The organism is Mycobacterium sp. (genome assembly GCF_036488105.1).
GTDB lineage: Bacteria > Actinomycetota > Actinomycetes > Mycobacteriales > Mycobacteriaceae > Mycobacterium.
Window position 1 is genome coordinate 1 of the sequence record NZ_DASXHW010000423.1, and the last position, 17,115, is coordinate 17,115.

At 65.2% G+C, this 17,115-nt stretch carries 16 protein-coding genes; 6 read left to right on the forward strand and 10 right to left on the reverse strand.

What is annotated here, in order from left to right:
- On the reverse strand, positions 1-838 hold an 838-nt coding region (locus tag VGH54_RS22355), incomplete at its 3' end, for a CbbQ/NirQ/NorQ/GpvN family protein (RefSeq protein WP_331514287.1).
- 90 nt (positions 839-928) lie between these two features.
- The gene (locus VGH54_RS22360; protein ID WP_414688769.1) at positions 929-2,626 is read right to left on the reverse strand and encodes a nitric oxide reductase activation protein NorD; all 1,698 of its coding nucleotides are present in this window, start codon (positions 2,624-2,626) and stop codon (positions 929-931) included.
- A 196-nt stretch (positions 2,627-2,822) separates the two neighbouring features.
- Between VGH54_RS22360 and VGH54_RS22365 the strand changes: the two genes are divergently transcribed.
- Positions 2,823-3,224, forward strand: a complete 402-nt coding sequence (locus VGH54_RS22365) for a hydrogenase (RefSeq protein WP_331514288.1) — start codon at positions 2,823-2,825, stop codon at positions 3,222-3,224.
- Positions 3,225-3,502: 278 nt separating this feature from the next.
- On the opposite strand, the gene VGH54_RS22370 is transcribed toward VGH54_RS22365, so the two are convergent.
- Positions 3,503-3,964, reverse strand: coding sequence for a cupin domain-containing protein (locus tag VGH54_RS22370; protein ID WP_331514289.1), 462 nt, complete (start codon positions 3,962-3,964; stop codon positions 3,503-3,505).
- Between the two features lie 201 nt (positions 3,965-4,165).
- On the opposite strand from VGH54_RS22370, the gene VGH54_RS22375 reads away from it, so the two are divergent.
- Positions 4,166-5,836 (forward strand): GMC family oxidoreductase, encoded by a 1,671-nt coding sequence (locus VGH54_RS22375; protein ID WP_331514290.1) that lies wholly within the window; start codon positions 4,166-4,168, stop codon positions 5,834-5,836.
- A gap of 75 nt (positions 5,837-5,911) precedes the next feature.
- Entirely contained in the window at positions 5,912-6,679 is a 768-nt protein-coding gene (locus tag VGH54_RS22380; protein WP_331514291.1) for an SDR family oxidoreductase, read from the forward strand.
- A 74-nt stretch (positions 6,680-6,753) separates the two neighbouring features.
- Here the strand turns inward: VGH54_RS22380 and VGH54_RS22385 are convergent, their stop codons facing one another.
- Entirely contained in the window at positions 6,754-7,323 is a 570-nt protein-coding gene (locus VGH54_RS22385) for an XRE family transcriptional regulator (RefSeq protein ID WP_331514292.1), read from the reverse strand.
- A gap of 47 nt (positions 7,324-7,370) precedes the next feature.
- On the opposite strand from VGH54_RS22385, the gene VGH54_RS22390 reads away from it, so the two are divergent.
- The gene (locus VGH54_RS22390) at positions 7,371-7,997 is read left to right on the forward strand and encodes a class I SAM-dependent methyltransferase (RefSeq protein ID WP_331514293.1); all 627 of its coding nucleotides are present in this window, start codon (positions 7,371-7,373) and stop codon (positions 7,995-7,997) included.
- A gap of 24 nt (positions 7,998-8,021) precedes the next feature.
- On the opposite strand, the gene VGH54_RS22395 is transcribed toward VGH54_RS22390, so the two are convergent.
- Both VGH54_RS22395 and VGH54_RS22400 read right to left on the reverse strand, forming a co-directional pair.
- Entirely contained in the window at positions 8,022-9,122 is a 1,101-nt protein-coding gene (locus tag VGH54_RS22395; protein ID WP_331514294.1) for a diiron oxygenase, read from the reverse strand.
- A gap of 135 nt (positions 9,123-9,257) precedes the next feature.
- Positions 9,258-9,911 carry a TetR/AcrR family transcriptional regulator gene (locus VGH54_RS22400; RefSeq protein WP_331514295.1) on the reverse strand — a complete coding sequence of 218 codons (654 nt, stop codon included), beginning with the start codon at positions 9,909-9,911 and terminating at the stop codon, positions 9,258-9,260.
- Between the two features lie 111 nt (positions 9,912-10,022).
- On the opposite strand from VGH54_RS22400, the gene VGH54_RS22405 reads away from it, so the two are divergent.
- A complete protein-coding gene (locus tag VGH54_RS22405; protein ID WP_331514296.1) occupies positions 10,023-11,177 on the forward strand; it encodes an NmrA family NAD(P)-binding protein in 1,155 nt (384 codons plus the stop codon).
- A 123-nt stretch (positions 11,178-11,300) separates the two neighbouring features.
- Entirely contained in the window at positions 11,301-12,059 is a 759-nt protein-coding gene (locus VGH54_RS22410; protein ID WP_414688770.1) for a superoxide dismutase family protein, read from the forward strand.
- 163 nt (positions 12,060-12,222) lie between these two features.
- Here the strand turns inward: VGH54_RS22410 and VGH54_RS22415 are convergent, their stop codons facing one another.
- The 4 genes from VGH54_RS22415 to groES all read right to left on the reverse strand — a co-directional run.
- Positions 12,223-13,737, reverse strand: a complete 1,515-nt coding sequence (locus VGH54_RS22415; RefSeq protein ID WP_331514297.1) for an adenylate/guanylate cyclase domain-containing protein — start codon at positions 13,735-13,737, stop codon at positions 12,223-12,225.
- 315 nt (positions 13,738-14,052) lie between these two features.
- The gene (locus VGH54_RS22420; RefSeq protein WP_331514298.1) at positions 14,053-14,694 is read right to left on the reverse strand and encodes a class I SAM-dependent methyltransferase; all 642 of its coding nucleotides are present in this window, start codon (positions 14,692-14,694) and stop codon (positions 14,053-14,055) included.
- Positions 14,695-15,139: 445 nt separating this feature from the next.
- Positions 15,140-16,765, reverse strand: a complete 1,626-nt coding sequence (gene groL / locus VGH54_RS22425) for a chaperonin GroEL (protein WP_331514299.1) — start codon at positions 16,763-16,765, stop codon at positions 15,140-15,142.
- Between the two features lie 92 nt (positions 16,766-16,857).
- Positions 16,858-17,115, reverse strand: a 258-nt coding sequence (gene groES / locus VGH54_RS22430) for a co-chaperone GroES (RefSeq protein ID WP_331514300.1), incomplete at its 5' end; no start/stop codon positions are given.

Consider the following 17,115-nt stretch of genomic DNA (forward strand, 5'->3'; position numbering starts at 1 on the left):
GGACAGACTCGCTCAGATACACATTGATCATCTCTTTGAGGCTGCGGTTCACCGCGACGTCGTCGGTGAGCGGGCCGGCGATCGCCGCCTCGGCCGCCGCGTGCATGGGCAGCCCCTCGGCGGTCAGCCGGCCGGCCGCGATAAGCACCCGGGTGGACGCGACCTCGCGCAGGCCACCGGACTCCAGGCGGCGGATGGCTTGACCGAATCGCACCAGCTCGGCCGCTGTGGCGGTATCCACACCGGCTTCGTGCGCGACGATCCCCTCTTCGATTTCGGGCGCCGGAAAGCCGAATTCGATGGCAACCATTCGCTGCCGGGTGGAGTCCTTGAGGTCCTTCAGCACACTTTGATAGCCGGGGTTGTAGGACACCACCAGGCCGAACCCGGGTGTCGCGTCCAGCGTCACGCCGAGTCGTTCGATCGGCAGCTGACGTCGGTAATCCGCGAGCGGGTGCAACACGACGGTGGTGTCCTGGCGAGCTTCCACCACCTCGTCGAGGTAGCAGATGGCACCGTCTCGCACCGCACGGGTCAGCGGCCCGTCGACCCAGACCGTCTCGCCGCCCTTCAGCAGATACCGGCCGACCAGGTCGGCCGTGGTGAGGTCGTCGTGGCAGGCCACGGTAATCAACGGCCGGCCCAGGTCGTGGGCCATCGCCTCGACGAAGCGGGTCTTACCGCATCCGGTCGGTCCCTTCAGGAGGATCGACAGTCCCTGCCGGTAGGCGGCCTTGAAGACGGCTTCTTCGTTGCCGATTGCCGTGTAGTAGGGCCGGGCGGCGCCTGCTGTCGGCGCGACACCGTTTGGGTGAGCGAGCGTGGGCTCGTTAGCCATTACTACCCTTCCGCCAGCCGCTGCGTTGCGGTGAATGGAGCGTAAGTGGAACAGATGTTAGTTTCAAGAACGTCACCGGGCCGCGGTCCGTCATGCGACTCGCCTCCGCACCTCGGCCGAGCGAATCGCCGAACGGAACAGCGGCCCAATAACACTCGTGAGTTGATCGGGACGAGCGATGCTCGCGTGCGCCGTGCTTCCGAATACTCTGCGCAACGATTCGACGTCGGTCCCCGCCCCCACGGTCAGGCAGACGCAGCCGGTGCCACGGCGGCGCGCTTCGCTCAACGCACGGCGCGCGTCGGCCGCGCCGTAGGCCCGCTCGTAACCGTGGTCGTAGGCCAGCCCGTCGGACAGGACCACCAGTAGCCGCCGCGAGGTACCTCCGTGCGCCTCCAACACAGCCGCGCCGTGCCGGATCGCCGCGCCGAGTCGCGAGTATGCGCCAGGTTCCAGACTGTTCAACCGCCTAATCACGTGGCTGTCGAGGTGGTGGTCGAATCGCTTGACCGGAACCACGCTCACCGCGCCTCGGCCCTGCGAGTAGTACGCGTAGAGCGCTACGCGGTCCCCGAGATCGTGCAATGCGACGGTGAGGTTGGCGACCGTGGTGCGCTGTTGCTCGTGCACGGTTCGGCCCAGCGTGCCGGCCTCCGCGCTCGAACCCGAGATGTCCAGCAGCAACAGAACTGACAAGTCACGTCGCCGTCGCAGGCTATCCAGATATACCGCCTCGTCGGGTACCGATCCCGCGATCACTTCGACGTGTGCCTCGACCACCGCATCGATGTCGATGTCGTCGCCCTGCGGCTGACGGTGTCTGCGGTGCAGGCCCATTCCGAGCCGCGCCAGCGGGCGCCGCAAGCCGATGGCATCGTCGATCGCCGAGCTCGCCGATCCCTTTGTCGCAGGCTCGATTTCGAACACCGTGCACCAATCCGGCCGATAGCTCTTACGGCTGAAATCCCATTCCGGATACTTCACCCCCCGGGATCGCAGGTCGGCAACGTGATCGATGATGTTCTCACCCGACGCGGACGCCAGCGATGACACCGCGTTGGCACCGCGTTTGCCGGAGTTGGTCCGGTGCGTCGGCGTATCCGCACCCGGCGGCCCTCCACCGCTTCCGGTCTTGCGCGCCGAGGACAGCATCCTCTTCAGCCACCTGCCGATGAAACCGCCGCCGCCGACTGGGCTGGTGAACAGGTCGGGATCGTCGCTGTCGTCGTTCTCGTCGTCGCCGAGGTCCGTCAACTGTTGGGATTGTTCGCGTCGCGGGACGTGTGCCGGTGCCTGCTGCTCGGTCTGTTTCTCCGCACGCGCGCTCACGGCCAGCACCTTGGCGGCACGGATGATGCCGAATTCGGGTGGCGGATCGTCGATCTGCCCCTTGCCGGACGCCACGGTCAGCGACTCTGCCGGCGAACCGCTGCGTTCGGCGACGTCGGCGGCACCCAACGAGGTCAGCACACGCGGCAACACGTCGGCGTTGGCGATTAATGCACGGTGACCTTCGATCGCCAAATACCTTCTGGCCAAACGAGAATGGCGGGCCAATGGACGCACGACGTCGGGATCGAGGCTGCCCGCGGCGATCATCGACGCCTGTACGGCGATGGCCTCCAGGCTCGCCCGGAAGGGCGCCGCCGTGTCGATGAAGACGGTCTGGCCATCCGACCAGGGCGGATCGCCGGGCGGCTGTCCATCGACTGCCACTGGTCGTCCGGCAAAGGCGGTGGCAAACATGCCAAAGTCGTGCAACCGGTCGGCATCAGCGCCTTCCGTCACCGGCCACCTCCGCATCCATCCTGACCAAATATCTGTTCCAGAGTAGAGGCCCGGCTCGATCAGAGTCAACGAGACTCCTCGCCCACCGGTCAGGTCGCATCCACACATGGTCGAGCTGGGCCAGCCACGGCGACCAAATATCTGTTCCTCCGGAGAGTCCGAGGCCGTCGCGCGATTGCATTGCTACGATCCGGCAATGCAGACCCTGCTCTTCAAGCTCGGGCTGGTCCTATTCGTCATCGGCCTGCTGACCGGATTCGCCATCCCCGCACTGAAGAACCCGCGGATGGGCCTGACGAGCCACCTCGAAGGCGTCCTCAACGGCATGTTCCTAGCGCTACTCGGCCTGCTGTGGCCACACGTCCACCTCCCCCACGCCTGGGGCGTTACCGCGGTCGTTCTGATCGTGTACTCCGCGTTCGCCAACTGGCTCGGGACGTTGCTCGCGGCGGCGTGGGGCGCCGGTCGCAAGCTAACGCCGATCGCTGCGGGAGACCACGAAGCCTCGAAGGTCAAAGAGAGCGTCTTCGGTTTCCTGCTGGTGTCATTGTCGGTGGCGATCGTGATCGGCGTCGTCATCGTCATTGTCGGACTCTGACGCCCTCGCCCGCTAGCCGCCGGGGCAGGGCCCGGGAATCCACATGCTCCAGCACATACCGGGAGGCGGAGGCAGCCCGGGAGGCGGAGGCTGGAAGGCTTTGCGGGGGTGGCGGATTGGGGCCCCCATCGATGCCTTGACCTTGACCGGCCAGAACCAAGCCACCGGACGTCAACGTCGCCGCTGCCTACGCTGCGGTTAGTTGCTCCATGACCCAAGGATTTTGCTCTTCGGCAATGTCGTACGCATCGGGCATTTGCCCCATTATGCGGCGAGTTTCACCGCGGAGGGCCAAGAATGATCTGTCCGAACTTGTCCGCTCCCTCGGCCATCCGCTCGGGCGAGATTTCGAAACCGTCCGGGCGCGGCGTTGCTTTGTCACGACCGGCGTAACGGAACATGCCTTCGATTCCCGCGGGCGTGTTGATCATGAGCAAATCCGCTTTTTTGGATGTGATGCGGTAGGCGTGCGGAATGTTCTTGGGCAAGAAGACGATTCCGCCCTCCGATAGCTCCATCTCCTCGTCGTCCAGCCAGAGCAGCGCGGTGCCCTTGATCAGCATGAAGACCTCATCCTCACGCGTGTGTTTGTGATACGGCGGCGCTTCGCCCTCGCTCACATCGAAACGTCCCACCATCAGCTGGCCGTTGGTGGCCTTGCCGTCGAGCAAGATCGCCAGCGTGCCGCCGTCGAGCCATTCCAATTGCTGCTGCTGCTCCGGTTGCGCCAGGTAAGCCATGCTCATGCGTCGTCCCCATTCGGTGTCAGCGGGAGTTGGGCGACTTCGATGTCGGACATCGAGATTATCCAGCTACGCCCCTATCAACTAGCGGAGCGCGGAATTAAGATTCATTGTCCTCTGCTCGGCGCCCGGCACCGGCACCGGCACCGGCACCAGATGATGAAGTTCGTCGCCGACCACTACGAAACGGTGTGAACGATGGGTGACTACGACTACGACGTCCTAGTGATCGGGTCCGGCTTCGGCGGCAGCGTCACCGCCCTACGGCTGACCGAGAAGGGTTACCGGGTCGGAGTTTTCGAGTCCGGCCGGCGCTGGGACTCGGACTCACTACCGAAGTCGAACTGGAACGCGCGCAAGTCGATCTGGGCGCCGAAGCTCGGGCTGACCGGACCTCAGCGCATCAGCACCCTCGGCAAGTGCCTCGTGTCCAGCGCGGCCGCGGTCGGCGGTGGCTCGATCATCTACGGCAACACGCTGTACCAGCCGCTCGACCCGTTCTACCGCGACAAGCAGTGGGCGCACATCACCGACTGGAAAGCCGAGCTCGCCCCCTACTATGACCAGGCCAACCGGATGCTCGGCGTCAACCCCAACCCTCGCCTGACGCCGGCCGACGAGGTGGTCAAGCAAATCGCCGACGAACTCGGCGTCGCTGACACGTTTCATGCCACCGACGTCGGTGTCTTCTTCAACGAGGGCCACGAGGGCCAGGAGGTCGCCGACCCGTACTTCGGGGGCGCCGGGCCACGCCGAGCGGGGTGTATCCACTGCGCCCGCTGCCTCACCGGCTGCCCGCACAACGCGAAGAACACGACGCTGACGAACTATCTGTACCTGGCCGAACAAGCCGGCGCCCAGGTGCACCCGCTGACGACGGTCACCTCGGTGCGTTCCCTCGACGGCGGTGGCTACCAGGTCGAGACGGTGCGGGCGAACGGCACGCTGCGCCGCGGCGAGAAGACGTACATCGCCCAGCAGGTCGTTTTCGCTGCCGCAGCGCTCGGCACGCAGAAGCTGCTGCACAAGCTGAAGAACAACGGCACATTGCCGGCGCTGTCGCCGCGGCTAGGCGAGCTCACCCGCAGCAACTCCGAGGCAATCCTGGGCGCCGTGGCGAAGAAGCGGGGGACCGACTTCGCTCAGGGCGTCGCGATTACGTCGTCGATTCACCCCGACCCGAACACCCACCTCGAGGTCTGCCATTACGGCAAGGGCCAGAATGCACTCTTCGTTCAGACGGTGCCGATGGTCGACGGCGGAGCGTTCCGGTTCGTGCGCTTCCTGCTCGCGAACGTGCTGCACCCGACGGTGTTCCTGCGCTCGCTCAACAACCGGCACGCCTCGGAGCGCAGCGTAATCCTGCTGTTCATGCAGTCCCTGGACAACTCGTTGACGTCCTACCGCCGACGCGGACGGCTGCTCACCAAGCAGGGCACCGGCAAGCCGAACCCCACCTGGATCCCGATCGCCCACGACATCGCGAAACTGTTCGCCAACAAGATCGACGGTGACACGCGCGGCTCGTTCGCCGACCCGTTCAACATCCCGGCCACGGCGCACTACATCGGCGGCTGTGTCATCGGCACGTCGCCGAAGGAGGGTGTCGTCGACCCGTACCAACGGGTGTTCGGTTACCCGGGTCTGCACATCGCCGACGGCTCGGCGATCACCGCCAACCTGGGCGTGAACCCGTCGCTGACGATCACCGCCCAGGCCGAGCGGGCAATGTCGTTCTGGCCGAACAAGGGCGATGCGGACCCGCGCCCGGCGTTAGGCGAGCCGTACCAGCGCCTCGCACCGGTGGCGCCGAAGCTGCCGGCCGTCCCGGAGACGGCGCCCGGTGCGCTGCGATTGACGGTGGTCTGAGGACGGCCCTGCTAGCCGTGCGGTGGCGGGCACGGTGCCGGAAAAAAGAGGGCCGTCGGGGAGGGTCGTGAGCGAGTGAACGTAATGAATCTCTTTGACTTGCATGGCAAGAACGCTCTCGTGACCGGCGCCTCCAGCGGTATCGGCAAGCAAGTGGCGCTGGCGTACGCGCAAGCCGGGGCCGCAGTGGCGCTCGCGGCCCGGCATCAGGAGCCACTGCAGGAGTTGGCCGCCGAGATCGCTGCCGGTGGTGGGACAGCGGTTCCCATCACCTGCGATGTCACGCGGCCCGAATCGGTGGCCACCATGCTGAGCCGAGTCAACGACGAGTTGGGAGGGATCGACATCGCGGTATGCAACGCCGGGATCATCACCCTCAACAGCTTGCTGGACATGCCGCTGGAGGAGTTTCAGCGCATCCAGAACACCAATGTCAACGGTGTCTTCCTCACCGCACAGGCCGCGGCCAAGGCCATGGTCGCGCAGCAACGAACCGGAACCATCATCAACACGGCATCGATGTCGGGCCACATCGCCAACACCCCGCAGCAGGTAGGCCACTACTGCGCCTCGAAAGCAGCGGTCATTCACCTGACCAAGGCTATGGCTGTGGAGTTCGCGCCCTACAACATCCGCGTCAACAGCGTCAGCCCGGGCTACATCCTTACCGAATTGGTGGAGCCCTACGCCGAGTACCACCCGTTGTGGGAACCGAAGATCCCGCTCGGACGCTTGGGCCGGCCAGAGGAACTCGTCGGCCTATACCTGTATCTCGCGAGCGACGCGTCGAGCTACATGACCGGTTCCGACATCGTGATCGACGGCGGCTACACCTGTTGGTGAGTGCCCGCCGACGATATCCTGGGCGCGATGCCCTTGCAAAACCCGCGCAACCGCCTGAGTAGCCTTCCCCGGAATCAGCTGTGCAGGTGCAGCCGTTCACCGTGTGGCCCGAACATCATGATCGCCTCCACCTGACCGTCGACTACGCCGAACCAGTGCGGCGTCCATGTCGAGAACTCCACGGCTTCACCGGGATTGATGGTGAAATCGCGGTCACCGAGGACAAGTCGCAACCGACCTGACAGCACATAAATCCATTCCTGACCTTCATGCACGGGCAACTCGGTGGGCGGCTTGCGACGGCGGGAACTGACCCGGATCTTGAACGTATGCAGCCCGCCAGCGGGGCCCTGCCGAGTGAGTGGCCAGTACGTGACGCCGTGGCGGGTTTGCGAGCTCCCGCGTACGCGCGGGTCTTCGGCCGCTGGTTCGCGCACCAGGTCGTCGGTGCTGACGGACAGCGCGGCGGCCAGTCGCGGCAGATGATCCAGCGCAAGCCGCCGTTTCCCCGACTCCAGACGGCTCAGCGTGGACACGTCGATCCGCGCTGCTTGCGCGACGTCCTCGAGCGTCAGCCCGCGCTGCGTGCGTAGCTCACGCAGCCGCCGCCGTACCAGCACATCAACGCTGACTTTTGCCTCCATGGCAAGACACCTTGCCATCTCGCACCAGCCGCGGGCAAGGTGACGGCATGGCAATGTCTGAGGCACAACAGGCCTGGGAAGAGCGCTACGGCACCCGCGATCGGGTGTGGAGTGGACGGGTGAACGTCAGGCTCGCCGAGCTGGTCGAGCCGATGGCGCCGGGCCATGCGCTCGACCTCGGCTGCGGTGAGGGCGCCGACGCGATGTGGCTCGCCAGGCACGGCTGGCGCGTGACGGCAGTGGACGTCTCGCAGACCGCCCTGGACCGGGCGGCGGTCGATGCAGCGGCCCGGAATCTGGGCGCTGGCATCGACTTTCAGCGTCACGACCTGACGGAAAGTTTTCCGGATGGCGCGTTCGACTTGGTGTCGGCGCAGTTTTTGCATTCGCCAGTCCCGCTGGATCGGACGCGGCTGTTGCGGCGGGCGGCCCAGGCCGTCGTCGCGGGCGGCGCGCTGGTGGTGGTGGATCATGGCGCGGCACCGCCGTGGGCGTCGAAGCTGGATCACCGTCGCCATGAGTTCCCGACCGCGCACGAAGTGGTGTCGTCATTGAATCTCGATGACTCTCAATGGGATCGAATCAGGGTCGGAGCGGTCGAGCGCGACGCGCTCGGACCGGAGGGGCAGCAGGCGATCCTCACTGACCACGTGATGGTCTTGCGGCGGCGCTAACCGATTGCCCAACCGGACATTGGGTTAGCTCGCGCCCGCCGCGATCACCTCGTCCACCTCGAGGGCCCGGTCGGCCATCTCCTGGTGTGCCTTGTCCAGCGCGGCGGCTTGATCCTCATCGGCCTTCATCAGCGCCTCGATGTCGAGGCCGGCCATGTCGATCACACCCATGTCCTTGAAGGCCTTCTGGACCTTGTCGCCCCACAACCCGATGTCCTTGACGATCGGCACGATGCGGCTGAACAGGTGGGAGCGGAACTGAATCATCAGCGGCGACGTGTCGACCCACTCAGCACACGCTTGGACGTCCATGCCAAGGGTTTCGAAGACCTCCTCGCCGCGGAACCGGTCGCGCATCAGATAACACGCGTCGACGACAAACTCTTCACGCTCGCCCCGCTCGGCTTCGGTCAGCGCGGAGTAGTAGTCCTTCAGCGAGATTCGGCCGAAGGCGACGTGCCGGGCCTCGTCCTGCATGACGTAGGCCAGCACCTTCCTGGCCAGCGAGTCCTGCGCCGACATGTCCCGCAGCACCCCGAAGGCGGCGAGTGCGAGCCCTTCGATGAGGACCTGCATGCCGAGGTAGGGCATGTCCCAGCGCGAGTCGCGCAGGGTGTCGTCCAGCAGCGCGGTCAGGTGCTTATTGATCGGGTAGACCACGTCGACCTTCTCCTGCAGGAACCGCGAGAATGCCTCGACGTGCCGGGCCTCGTCCATGGTCTGGGTGGCCGCGTAGAACTTCGCGTCCAGGTCCGGGACGACCTCGACGATCTTGGCCGCGCACACCATCGCACCCTGCTCGCCGTGCAGGAACTGCGAGAGCTGCCAGGCCTGGAAGTGCTGGCGCATCTCGGCGCGACGTGCGTCGTCTGCGGCGTCCCACATCGGGCTGCCGAACAGCGGATGGAACTCGTCGGGCAGCTCGATCGGATTCATCGGGTCGACGTCTTGCGCCCAGTCGATGCGCGACTGGGCATCCCACTGCTTGTCCTTTCCCTTTTGATACAGCGAAAGGAGCCGGGCGCGCCCGTCGTCGTACTCCCACGTGAAGCGCGCGTCGCCGGCACTGGCGACCTCCCACGAGTAAGGCGCGGGCACGTCGGTGTACTTGTCCCTCGTGGTCATGAGCTGCCGCCTTTCCGCCGGGCGTGACCAGTGGTCATATGACGTGTATCACATTGCACCGCATGCGGCAGCGCGTCAACCCTGACGGGCGGGCACCGGCGGACCGCCATCAATACAAGCTGGTCGCGATCGCGATTAGCCGTCCAGCAGTCCGCGCTCCACGAGCCCTTGCACCTGCTGCCACGCAAATTTGATGGCTTCATCGCTCGTGGGTAACGGTCCATCGAGGAGTAGGCCGGCCAAGCCGTGCACCGCCGACCACACCGCAATCTCGGCCCCCGGCCTGCGGCGAGGATCCAGTAGACCGGCGGCTTCGGCTTCGTCGAGGACTTGACCAAGAACCTCGAAGGGCTCGGTGGCGTCGCTGGTGTCCTCCTGGTCTGAGCCTCCTGTCGCTCGATCGTTCGGTGCGTCACCGGATGTGGCGGGATGCGAGGTGAACGCGGTGCGAAACAGTCCGGGCTCGGCGAGTGCGAATTGGATGTAGGCGGTGCCGACCGCGCGCAACCGGCGCCGGGGATCCTTGGCGCGGTTGACCCGTCGGCGCATCTCAGAGCCGAGCTCGTTGCGCGCAAAGCGCGCCACCTCGACCAACAGCGCCTCGCGGTCGGCGAAATGGCGGTAGGCAGCCGAATGCGACACCCCGGCAGCGCGGGCGGCCTCGCGCAGGATCACCCGATCAGGGCCACCCTCGCGAGCCAGCGCGATGCTCGCCTCGATGAGGGCCGATCGCAACGACCCGTGATGGTAGGGCTTCCGCGGATCCGGATCGGCGCTTTCGGGGCTCATGCCCTCAGAATTGCACGCCACGCGCGATGTTGACAACGGTCACATCTGATCCCATACTAGGCGAAGTAACCAGTGGTCACATTTGGCCGCCGACGAAGAAAGGGAACCCCCATGACAACGACACGCGTACTGGTAACCGGCGCCACGGGCAAGATCGGCGGCGCGGTGGCCGACCAATTGCTGGAAAAGGGCATCACGACCAGGGCCATGGTGCATCGTGACGACGCGCGAAGCGCGCGGTTGCGGAGCTTGGGAGCCGAGGTCGTCGTCGCCGATATGTTTGACATTCAACAGGTTACGGCCGCGATGACCGGGGTCGACCGGCTCTATTTCAATCCCCCGTACCATCCCCATGTGCTCGACAGCGCGGTTGCGTTCGCCGTAGCGGCACGACGCGCAGGGGTGGAAGCCGTGGTGGCGCTTGGGCAATGGCTGGCCAGCCCCGAGCACCCATCACTGATGACAAGGCAGGCCTGGCTGACCGACAAGTTGTTTGAGCTCCTGCCGGACACCGCCCACGTCGCCGTCGACCCGGGCTTCTTCGCCGATAACTACATGAACCTGATGCCACAGGCGGCCCAGCTGGGCGTGTTGCCGATGCCGACCGGGGCGGGCCGCAACGCACCGCCGTCCAACGAAGACATCGCCCGCGTTGCAGTGGGTGCGCTGCTGGACCCGCACCGTCATGACGGCCGGGCCTACCGCCCGACCGGGCCGACGCTGCTAACCGGAGCAGAGATCGCCGACGCGATGGGTGAGGCGCTGGGCCGACGGGTGCGCCACATCGATATCCCTCCGTGGATGTTCATGAAGGCCTTGCGCGCGAACGAAAAACGACTCGGTTTCGACGTGTACACCCAGTCCGGCTTGCGCCACTATCTGCCCGAGACCGCACTGGGAACCTGGGAAGTCGGGGGCCCGACGACTCACGTCCGTGATGTCGCTGGCGTCGAACCCGAAGATTTTCTGACCATCGCACGCCGCTACGTCAACGGCCCGGATACTCGTCGTACGGCCGGCAATTTCATTCGCGAGTTCTGGAACTTCATCTTGGTAGGGCTCACGCCGGGTCACCGGCTGGACAAGTTCGACCGACTCCAGCAGCATCCCCAACCCGCGCATACCCGGCTTTCAGGTGAGTCGGTCGTATGGCGGAACGAGCACACCGCGTCAGCCGACGCACCACCCGAGCGGTTCGGCGTCTTCGGGATCCATCCGGCGTCGGTGTCGCAGGGTCGCATCCGAAGCCGACAGTCGTCGTCTTAGTCGCTCGTTAACGCGTCAATAAGAAGACCCCGGTCTTTGGCCGCTGGCTTCTGGCGAAGAGCTGCCATGACGCTCTTGTCGAATACACCAGAGACGACCCGTTGGCGTGCTTAGGATCAGCCCATGAAAAAGGCATCGAAAATGGATGTAACCGTTGCGGCCGCGGTATGTGCGGTGGCCGTAGGATCGCTAGGCGCATGCGCAAACCCGAATAGTAGCCAGCCCGCGACGTCGACGTCCTCCTCGCAGTCCAACGCGGGGAAGATGACTACGCAGTTGAAGGGCGCCGATGGCAACGTGGTCGGCAATGCCACTTTCGAGTTCACGAATGGCTACGCGACGGTCACCGTGGAAGCAGGCCCCAACCAGGTGCTGTCCCCCGGTTTTCATGCGCTGATGGTTCACTCGGTCGGCCAGTGTGTGGCCAACTCGGCTGCGCCGACGGGAGGCTCGACCGGGGACTTCGAATCCGCTGGCGACGTGTACCAGGCGCCGAACCACACTGGTAATCCCGCCAGCGGTGAGCTGACTGATTTACAGGTTCGGCCCGATGGATCGGCGAAACTGGTCACCACGACGAGTGCGTTCACCGCAGCGGACTTGAGAAATAGCTCGGGCAGCGCGCTGATCCTTCACCAGGGCGCCGGCAACCTCGGCGCCAGCGCTATGAATGAAGCGGGCAAGCGTGTGGCGTGCGGGGTGATCGCCGCCCCAGCGAGCACCACGTCGTCGTCCACGACGACCACCAGTGTCAGCACGGTCACCACGACGGTCGCCGTGCCGCCGCCTTCGACGAGCACGAGCACGAGCACCGTCACGGTGACGAGCCCGACCTCCACGATGGCACCAACCATGACCGGTACAACGAGCCCGCCTCCATGAGGCTGACGCACTAACCGAGAAAGCGAAACACCCCGGTGAAAACCGGGGTGTTCCGTCTCAAGAACTAGTGGGCGTGGCCGTGATGGTGGCCGTGACCGTGGTCGTCCGCCTCCTCGGCTGGCTTCTCGACGATGGCCGTCTCGGTGGTGCTGAAGGTAAGCCGTCAACGAGTCATCGATGGGTCGAGTCCGAAGACCCTTACACCGGCTGATTTACCTTTGAGTGCCTGCGATCCCCGGTCGGTGAGGCCGAGGGGTCGAGAAACCAGGGCGTCGACAGTCTGGTGAGTGAGAAGGATCGCATCACCGGTAGTTTTGGTGAGCTGCTCGACGCGGGCCGCAACGTTGACGGTGTCGCCGATCAGGGTGAACTCGAGCTTGCCTCCCCCGCCGATCGTGCCGGCGATCACCACACCGGTATTGATCCCGATGCCGATCCGAAGCGCGCCGCCGAACCTTTCTGCTATCAGGCGGTGAATCACAACCGCAGCGCTCACCGCGGCGTCGGCATGATCGGCAAGGTCGTTGGGGGCGCCGAACACGGCCAGCGCGCCGTCGCCGAGAAACTTGTTGACATGCCCACCGGCGTCGAGGACGGCAGGCACGACGATCTCGAACAGGGCGTTGAGACGCGCGACGGTCTCCTCGGCGGTGTTCGCCTCGGCGAACGGGGTGAAGTCGCGGATGTCGACGAACATGACGCTCACCTCGCGGCGCTCGCCGGTGAAGACGTCGTCGCCCTGCTCGAGCAGTCGCGCCGCGAGGGCCGGGTCGACATAGGTCCCGAACGCCCCCTGAAGTCGTTGCCGCTCCGCCAAACCCGCCTGCATCCTGTTGAATGACGCCGCCAGCGCACCGAGGTCATCGTCTTGAACCGCCGGCACCCGTCGGCTGTAGTCGCCGGCGGCAACTCGTTCGGTTCCTGCGGCGAGGTCGCGAATCGGACGCAAGGATGGCGAGAACCCGACGCCGACGGTGATCGGCAACGCGAAGCCAAACGCCAACGCGCACCCGATCACGACCCAGAGGACGGGGACCTCAGTAGCCCGTTTGAACACGCCCGCCAGCATCGCGCCCGAGACGGCGAACGCGAGCGCGACCATGACCACGGATAGGTTCGACCACGCCGCAAACGTTGGTCGTGAGCGGGGCAGGGTGTCACCGATCCCCGTATCACCAGATAGCGCGATCCTGACCGGTCGCATTGCTCCTTCGATGACGCTGTGCAGAGCGATCAGTTGGACGGCAATTCCGAAGACGGTTCCCACAATCGCGTACTGGACGAGCCGCGCCCCCGTCGCGCCGGCAATGACACCGACAACAACCAACAGCGTGGCGGCCAGAACAACGTGGACCGCCACCAACCGGGAAACCGGCCGCCGAGTATAGGCATAGGTGTCCTGCAGGGCTGTCGCCCGATCTACCTCGCGCCCGGCTGCCCATTGCTGTGCAAGGCGGAACCGTCGGTGTCCCGGAGGAAGGAACATGTAGGACATCGCCAGCACGGCAACACCGGTGACGACGGCTGCCTCGACGTACTGACCGGACCTCTCAAAAGCGACAACGGCAAATGACCCAAGCAGGTAGATCGGCAGCACCACTGAAAACCCCATCGCACACAGCGCCCACGAGTACCTCGGCCCGTACCGATCCCACGCCCACTGCCAGATTCGGTCCATGCCGAGAGACTAAACGGAGGTCACCGTTGAGCTGCGACTATTGGTGACGCCGCTCTCTCCGCCGAAAACGGAATGAATCCGCCGATCGACCGGGGTGTTCCGTCTCAAGAACTAGTGGGCGTGGTGACCGTGACCGTGGTCGTCCGCCTCCTCGGCTGGCTTCTCGACGATGGCCGTCTCGGTTGTTCATCATGTGCCACCGCCCTACGTCAGGGGACGGGCCCGCACGAGTGAATCGGGTCGCGGCCTGACGAGTGCGTACCACCGTTTAGACGCTATGGACGCGGCTGAGACCTAATTCATCCTCCACATCGTCTACCCCAAGGCACGGGCAACGATCAGATGGTGTGGGATAGCCACCTCGGCAAGGCGGCGGTTCTCGACATCCACGAATCCCGCTCTCCTTAATGCGGCAACGACCTGGCCGATCGGACGAAGCTTGAACCCGTTGGCGGTAAAAGGCAAGCGCCCCATCGCTTCAGGATCACCGACCCCTAACACTGCCCGGGCACCGGGTCGCAGGACGCGGGCAAGTTCGGTGCAAACCGCGTCGAGGTCAGACACAAAGTACACGGTATTGACGGTGATCGCCGCGTCCAACGACTTATCCTCGAGCGGCAACGCGGTCAGCGACCCACTGACAAGCATTAGTTGGCCAGCCGCGATTTGCGTCGTGAAGCGCGCACGAGCGCGCGTGAGCATGTCCTCGGCGATTTCCACACCGTGAACGGTGCCCTGCTGACCGACCCGCTGAAGCAGCAAATCCAGCCCTAACCCGCCGCCAAAACCTATATCGGCCACGGTGTTTCCGGCGACTGCCCCGGTCGCGCCTACAGCGGCTGCCACTGCTGGCCGGTTGCCGCGATTGAGCAGTACCGCTACGCCGCGACCCACGAGTCCATGCGGGCGGCCGAGTTGCCCGGCGACCCCCTCCAACGCCCGTTGGCGTAACCCCATCAGCGTGTCCCTCAGAACCGGTCGTTGGGCCGTACTGTCCTGGCAATCATGCCAGGGCCACCACGTTAACGGGTGGACTCGGCCCAGCAGGGCGAGGCAGATCCAGTCGGGCTGGATCGCTGCAGCACCACGTCACTGGAGCACCGTAGTTCAAAGTGGGCGTGGCCGGTTGCCAGACGTTGACGTGCGTCGAGGTATTGCGGAGGAATTGCCGTACGTCACCGTGGGCCGCCCGCGGGAGGGTATGAGTAGCGCGTGGTCGCGAACGGCCGGGCTGCGCCGTCCTCGAGTGTGCGAATTTTTACGCCGTTGCGGCGTGTTGCGTAAAGAAACCGCACGGTCGCTGAGGTCGTTGATCGCCCTAGAAACGTCGATCGCCCTAGAAACAAAGCACCCTCGGATCAGAGGCCGAGGGTGCTTCGAGTGAGTGCGAGAACTTCTAGTTCTAGTGAGCGTGACCGTGGTGATGACCGTGGCCGTGCTCGTCCTCGTCGTGGCTTACTTTCTCGACGATGGCCGTCTCGGTGGTCAGCACCATGCGCGCCACCGATGCGGCGTTGAGCACCGCGGACCGGGTGACCTTGACCGGGTCGATGACCCCGTCGGCGGCCAGGTCGCCGTACTTCAGCGTCGCCGCGTTCAGCCCGTGGCCGACCGGCAGCTCGCCGACCTTGCTGACCGCAACCGCGCCGTCGAGGCCCGCGTTGGTCGCGATCCAGTACAGCGGGGCGCTGAGCGCGTTGGAGAACACCTCGACGCCGCTGGCCTCATCGCCGGACAGCGACTTCTGCAGCTTCTTGAGCGCCTTGCGGGCATGCACCAGCGCGGAGCCACCACCGGCGACGATGCCCTCTTCGACAGCGGCCTTGGCAGCGGCAACCGCGTCCTCGACGCTTTCCTTGCGCTCTTTCAGCGCGGTCTCGGTGGCGGCACCGACCTTGATCACGGCCACGCCGCCGGACAGCTTGGCCAGCCGCTCTTCCAGCTTTTCCCGATCCCAGTCGGAGTCCGAGGCTTCGATCTCGGCACGGAGTTGCTTGGCGCGGTTGTCGATGGCCTCGGCACTGCCACCACCCTCGACGATGACGGTGTCGTCCTTGCTGACCACCACACGGCGAGCCGATCCGAGCACATCGAGGGCGACCTCGCGCAGCGCGAGCCCGACGTCGGGGTTGACCACCTGGCCGCCGGTGACGATGGCCAGGTCCTCAAGGAACGCCTTGCGGCGGTCGCCGAAGAACGGCGCCTTGACCGCGACAGCTCTCAGCGTCTTGCGGATAGCGTTGACCACCAGGGTCGACAGCGGCTCGCCCTCGACATCCTCGGCGATAACCAGCAGCGGCTTACCGGCCTCGGCGACCTTCTCCAGCAACGGCAGCAAGTCGGGCAGCGAGCTGATCTTGTCGCGGTGCAACAGGATCAGGGCGTCCTCGAGCACGGCCTGCTGAGCGTCGAAGTCGGTGACGAAGTACGCCGACAGGAAGCCCTTGTCGAAGCCGACGCCCTCGGTGAACTCGAGCTCGGTGTTCAGCGTCGACGACTCCTCGACGCTGACCACCCCGTCGTGGCCGACCTTGGTCATCGCCTCACCGACCAGCTCACCGATCTGCTCGTCACGCGACGACACGGTGGCCACCTGAGCGATGCCGGTCTGGCCGGACACCGGGGTGGCCGATGCCAGCAGCGCCTCGGACACCGCATCGGCGGCCTTGCTGATACCCAGACCGAGCTCGATCGGGTTGGCGCCCGCCGCGACGTTGCGCAGTCCGTGCTTGATGATGGCCTGCGCCAGTACGGTCGCGGTGGTGGTGCCGTCGCCGGCGATGTCGTTGGTCTTGGTGGCCACCGACTTGACCAGCTGGGCGCCCAAGTTCTCGAACGGGTCTTCCAGGTCGATGTCGCGGGCGACCGTGACGCCGTCGTTGGTCACCGTGGGCCCGCCAAAGGCTTTGGCCAGCACCACATGCCGGCCGCGCGGGCCCAGCGTCACGCGGACCGCGTTGGCGAGCTTGTCCACGCCGGCTTCCATCGCCCGGCGCGCGGTTTCGTTGAACTCAATTTGCTTGCTCATAGGTCCTTACTTGTCCCGTCTCATAAGCGATCCGCCCCGGAAATCACCCACGCGTTGACGCAGGTGTTCCCCGGGGCGGAACACGCCTCTAGCTACTTGTCGACGACGGCCAGCACGTCGCGTGCCGACAGGATCAGGTACTCCTCGCCGTTGTACTTGATCTCGGTGCCGCCGTACTTGCTGTAGATGACGGTGTCGCCCTTGGACACGTCCAGCGGAATCCGCTTCGAGCCGTCCTCATCCCACCGGCCGGGGCCGACGGCGACGACTTTGCCCTCTTGGGGCTTTTCCTTAGCGGTGTCGGGAATGACCAGACCGGATGCGGTCGTGGTCTCGGCCTCGTTGGCCTG

Coding starts and splice junctions, on each gene's coding strand:
- VGH54_RS22370 (WP_331514289.1), bottom strand. CDS start 3,964: ATGGCTTACCTGGCGCAACCGGAGCAGCAGCAGCAATTGGAATGGCTC.
- VGH54_RS22365 (WP_331514288.1), top strand. CDS start 2,823: ATGCAGACCCTGCTCTTCAAGCTCGGGCTGGTCCTATTCGTCATCGGC.
- VGH54_RS22400 (WP_331514295.1), bottom strand. CDS start 9,911: ATGAGCCCCGAAAGCGCCGATCCGGATCCGCGGAAGCCCTACCATCAC.
- groL (WP_331514299.1), bottom strand. CDS start 16,765: ATGAGCAAGCAAATTGAGTTCAACGAAACCGCGCGCCGGGCGATGGAA.
- VGH54_RS22405 (WP_331514296.1), top strand. CDS start 10,023: ATGACAACGACACGCGTACTGGTAACCGGCGCCACGGGCAAGATCGGC.
- VGH54_RS22415 (WP_331514297.1), bottom strand. CDS start 13,737: ATGGACCGAATCTGGCAGTGGGCGTGGGATCGGTACGGGCCGAGGTAC.
- VGH54_RS22395 (WP_331514294.1), bottom strand. CDS start 9,122: ATGACCACGAGGGACAAGTACACCGACGTGCCCGCGCCTTACTCGTGG.
- VGH54_RS22385 (WP_331514292.1), bottom strand. CDS start 7,323: ATGGAGGCAAAAGTCAGCGTTGATGTGCTGGTACGGCGGCGGCTGCGT.
- VGH54_RS22410 (WP_414688770.1), top strand. CDS start 11,301: ATGAAAAAGGCATCGAAAATGGATGTAACCGTTGCGGCCGCGGTATGT.
- VGH54_RS22390 (WP_331514293.1), top strand. CDS start 7,371: ATGGCAATGTCTGAGGCACAACAGGCCTGGGAAGAGCGCTACGGCACC.
- VGH54_RS22375 (WP_331514290.1), top strand. CDS start 4,166: ATGGGTGACTACGACTACGACGTCCTAGTGATCGGGTCCGGCTTCGGC.
- VGH54_RS22420 (WP_331514298.1), bottom strand. CDS start 14,694: ATGGGGTTACGCCAACGGGCGTTGGAGGGGGTCGCCGGGCAACTCGGC.